Below are 4,985 nucleotides of genomic sequence, written 5' to 3' on the forward strand. Positions count from 1 at the left end.
TAGCCCAACAACTTCGCCAATAACAATTACTGCTGGAGAAAGGGATAATTCGGTGGTTTGTTCGACAATATTGCCCAGTTGCGCTGTCCAAATTTGTTGACGAGGAGTTCCTGCCCAACGAATGATGGCAATGGGTGTTAAATGCGATCGCCCGTGTCGCACCAGTTGATGTACAATTTGTGGCAAATGTTGCCCTCCCATCAAAATTACCAATGTCTCTAGTCGTGAGAGTGCCTCCCAGTCTAAAACTTCTGGTTCATGAGCTGTAAGCACTGCAAAAGTGCGACTCAACACCGGATCTGTGAGGGGAATTCCTGCTAACAAAGGTGCTGCAAGGACTGAGGAAATTCCTGGTACTAGTTCAAAATCACAACCAGATGCTTTGAGTGCTTCAATTTCGGAAGTACAACGCCCAAAAATCAACGGATCGCCTGATTTGAGCCGTACAACTTGTTTCCCTTGCTGGGAATGCTTTACCAGTAACTTGTTAATCTCTGCTTGGGTTGTACTGGGTTTTCCACCGCGTTTCCCAACATCTAACTTCAAACAATCAGATGGTACGCACTGCAACAATTGAGCATCTACCAGGGCATCGTAGACTAAAACCTGAGCAGTAGCTAAGAGATTGTAAGCTTTTACCGTCAGGTATGCCACATCTCCAGGCCCAGCACCTACGAGATAGACTTTACCCTTTTCTTGAGTCTTAGTCATTAGTCATTAGTCATTAGTCAATAGTTCTTCTTCCTGTGCTTCTTTCCTAGTCCCCAATCCCCAGTCCCCAGTCCCCAATCCCCATTATTCAATTCATTCGGATATTCATTTTTTCGATTAGCTGATCAACTTGCTCAACCATCTCTTTATTTTCCTCAGCTTGGAATAACTCTCTGGCTTTTTTGAGATTAATGATCGCTTCTTCTAGCTGTTGTTCTCTTCCCAAAGTGATCCCCAAATTATAGTAAGTGAATGCATCGTTGGGTACAAGGCTAATGGCTTTTTTGTAATGTGCGATCGCTTCTTGTGGTTTACCTTGATCGTCCATCGCATTTCCCAAACCCGTGTAAGCTTGTGCATGTTTAGGATCGAGGCGAATCGCTTCGGTATAATCTGCAATTGCTTCTGCTAGCTTGCCTTGAGCGTAAAAAGCGCTTGCTAAATTATAGTGAGCGTCTGCATAGTTAGGATTGAAGCTTATGGCTTTTTGGTAATATGCGATCGCTTCTTCTAGTTTGCCTTGAGCGTACAAAGTATTTCCTAAAGCGTTGTAACCTGCGGGATTTTTTGGATCGAGGCGAATGGCTGCTGTATATTCGGCGATTGCTTCTATTGGCAATCCTATAGCATACAAGGCGTTCCCTAAATAATAGTGAGCGTCTGCATACTTGGGATCAAAGCTAATGGATTTTTTGTACTGAGTAACTGCTTCTGCTAGCTCACCTTGATCGTACAGAGCATTTCCCAGACGCGTGTAAGTTGGCGCATAACTGGGTTTGAGGCGAATAGCTGCTGTATATTCGGTGACTGCTTCTGTTAACTTGCCTTGAGCGTAGAGAGCATTTCCTAAGTTATAGTGAGCGTCTGCATAGTTTGGTTCAAGGCTGATAGCTTTTTTATATTGTGCGATCGCAGCTTCTAATTGATTGAGTCTTGCTAAAGTCAACCCCAAATTGAAGTAGGCTCCAGAGTTTTTAGCATCGAGGCTAATGGCTTTTTTGTAATGTGCGATCGCTTCTTGTGGTTTACCTTGATCGTCGAGAGTATTTGCCAAAGCAATATAAGCTTGGGCAAAGTTCGGTTCTAGTTCAATTGCTTTCCGAAAAGCCGCCTCAGCTCCTTTGAAATCTCGTTGTTTATAGAGATTGGTTCCTTGCTCAAAGTTAGCAACTGCGTTTTTGCTCTGAGGAACTACGGACTGTGCATCATGAATTTTTGATAAAACAACTCCAACATTTTTACCAAAGACACTATTCCCATTACTCAAACACAAGCAGATAATAGCTGCTACCAGGAGATTCTTGTTTTTCAGCATTTTTATTACTTTACCTGCTTGGTTTACGTGTAATATCGAGTGCGGCTAATCGCCATCATAAAAACATCCCTGCCTCTCCCTGCTTGCAGGGCTACGCCATACCACACAAGTCTTGCCGCACAGCCATATCTTTATTAATAAATCTCACACTGCGTTTCTATCCCGCCTCGGAATGAATTCCGAGTCTCAGAGCCACTGTCCACTTGAGTGGACTAAATGATCAATTCAGTCCACTTGAGTGGACTTTCGCTATCAGCCCTGAACTGAAGTTCAGGGCGGGATATCGGTGAGTGTGAGAATTTCACTCTGACAAAAATGTGGCTAGAGAATTTTTCGACTTGTGTATATAGAGTAGGCTTGCTAGGAGGGGAGTAAAAACGTACCGTTGGCGGAGTTATAGCAGGAATTATAAGTGATTAACCTAACTTGATACAAGTCTACTCACATAAAAGTGTCGATTTGTACATAATAGCTGAGGTTTTATTAAAAGTAAAAAGTCCTTTTTTAGTTAATTGCTGACACGTTTTCTTCAACAAGTTTAGCAATGGCTGCAATTAATTCTTCTGGGTTAAAAGGCTTACGTAAATGCATCTGAAACCCAGCTTTTAGTGCTTCTTGCTGGTCTTCATTTCTAGCAAAAGCCGTCAAGGCAATTGCTGGAATTTGTCCACCTTGCTCTGGTGTCCAACTTCTCACTTTCCGTATTAACATATAGCCATTCATATCGGGCATACTAATATCGCTGACCAACACATCTGGCTTTACCTCTGCTAAGGTTTGTAATGCTTCATAAGGCGAAGATAAAGCCATAACAAAAGCCCCATCTTGCTCTAATACAAAAGCAGCAAAATCTAGGGAATCAGCATCATCATCGACAACTAAAACCCGAACACCAGCGAGAGGTAAAGACTTAGGAGTTAATAATACAGGGTAGTTTTGTTCATCCGTCAGGCTTGGGCTTTCATCTTGCAGAAGCGGCAAACTAACAGTAAATGTTGCCCCTTTGTTTTCACCGTGGCTATCTGCTTTGACAATGCCGCCATGTATCTCGATGATATTACGCACAATTGCCAATCCCAGTCCTAATCCACCAAAATTTCTCGTAGAGGTGCTATCTGCTTGGCGGAAGTAATCAAACACGAATGGCAAAAACTCAGCGCTAATTCCCTTACCTGTATCGCTAACTATGATTTGAGCATAGCCATCAGCTTGCTTTAGTCGCACTTGTATTTTTCCTCCCTTGGGTGTAAATTTGACAGCGTTAGAAAGGAGATTCCAGACGACTTGCTGTAAACGAGTAGAGTCGCCTGTAACTTCCCCTATAAAGGGTTCAAATACTGTACTTACCTCAATCAATTTTGCTTCTGCTGCTAAACGCATTGTCTGTAGTGCAGACAATATCGTAGACTCTAGATTAATCTTCGTAATATCTAGTGTCAGTTTGCCCTGTAAAATTCTGGAGATATCCAGCAAGTCTTCAATAAGTTGAACCTGTAAGTTAGCATTCCGCTCGATTGTGGCTAATGCTTCAGATGTCTTCGTTTGGTTTAACCTGCCAGTTTGCAACAACTTTGACCAGCCGAGAATTGCGTTTAGTGGAGTGCGTAGTTCGTGAGAAAGGACGGCCAAAAATTCATCTTTAATTCGATTAGCTGTTTCTGCTTTAGCTCGTGCTACTTGTTCTAATTCCAGCAGGTGTGCCCGTTCTTCAAGTATTTGTTTTTGTTCGTGGATATCTGTACATGTTCCAAACCACTTTACTACAATACCTTGTTCATCTTTAAGTGGTAAACCTCGCGCTAACTGCCAGCGATAGGAGCCATCAGAAGCCCGTTTAAAGCGATATTCATTATTATATATAGTGCTATTTTTTACAGCATTAGACCAAACTTCATCAGCACTTTGGATATCATCTGGATGCAATGCAGCCAACCAACCAGAACCCAAGGATTGCTCTAATGTTAGCCCAGTGTATTCGCACCAATTTTGATTAAAATAATCACATTCACCGTTAGCATTAGTTGTCCATACAAGTTGAGGAATTGCCTCAGCCAAATAACGGTAGCGTTCTTCGCTTTGCCGAAGAACTTCTAAGATGCGTTGGCGTTCAAGGATTTCTTGTTGTAATTGCTCATTAGTTTTGCTAATTTCATTGGTGCGAACAGCAACCATTTCTTCGAGGTGATTCTGGTATTTTCGGAGTTCCTCCTCTACCCGTAAGCGTTCGGCTATTTGTGTTTGAAGTTCTTGGTTTGCTTGTTCTAGTTGACCAGGGCTAGGAAGTGCCAGTGCTTGAGGAACTAGAGGTATAAGTTGTACTGCTGTAACTACAGATATCATTGCAGTTATTGCTTTGACAAACCCCGACACCCAATAGGTTGGATGCCAAAGCGTCCAAATCTCTATTAAATGAGTTGTGCCGCAAGCTACGATAAATGCACTAAACAGCAGAAAAATCCAATCAAAGGGCAAATCCTGCCGCTTGCGGACAAAGTAGAAGAGTGTAGCTGGAATCGAGTAATAAGCTAGTGCAATGAATCCATCAGATAATATGTGTAACCAAACTAAATTTGTTTGCCATAGATAGCAGTGCCCATGTGGAATAAATGATCCTGATGTAAAAAAATTAGTCCATAATCCTGATATTATCTCTGACATAAACACTTAATTTTTTTGAATTTATAGCAATTACTAATAAATTTATTTTTTAATTAGCCCAAGTTGTTCGCACATTTTAAATTTAATATTATCCTGTCTGAGGATAGGAATAAGAGAATGAGTAAATTCATTAAAACAATGGCTTTAATAAATAGTTAAGCTATAGCAATCCGATAGCGTTCGCGTAGCGTCTCCCCTTGGGAGAAGCGGTAGCGAGTCAGACGCTCCTGCGTCGCTAACGCTGCGCTATCGAGCGTCTTTGATTTCTGAATCACTCGTAAAGGTAAGGGACTGGGGATTG

General features: G+C 41.9%; 3 protein-coding genes. All 3 read right to left on the bottom strand.

Annotation, left to right across the window (positions count from 1 at the left end; all coding sequences use genetic code 11):
- The coding region (gene cobA, locus VE944_RS09660) for a uroporphyrinogen-III C-methyltransferase (RefSeq protein ID WP_324975799.1) at window positions 1-711 on the bottom strand (711 nt) is incomplete at its 3' end.
- 88 nt (window positions 712-799) lie between these two features.
- Entirely contained in the window at window positions 800-2,026 is a 1,227-nt protein-coding gene (locus tag VE944_RS09665; protein WP_324975801.1) for a tetratricopeptide repeat protein, read from the bottom strand.
- Window positions 2,027-2,530: 504 nt separating this feature from the next.
- Complete coding sequence (locus VE944_RS09670; RefSeq protein WP_324975805.1) at window positions 2,531-4,684, bottom strand: hybrid sensor histidine kinase/response regulator; 2,154 nt, start codon at window positions 4,682-4,684, stop codon at window positions 2,531-2,533.
- Window positions 4,685-4,985 lie beyond the last annotated feature (301 nt).

Origin of the sequence: Nostoc sp. (assembly GCF_035638895.1) — a bacterium.
Lineage (GTDB): Bacteria > Cyanobacteriota > Cyanobacteriia > Cyanobacteriales > Nostocaceae > Nostoc.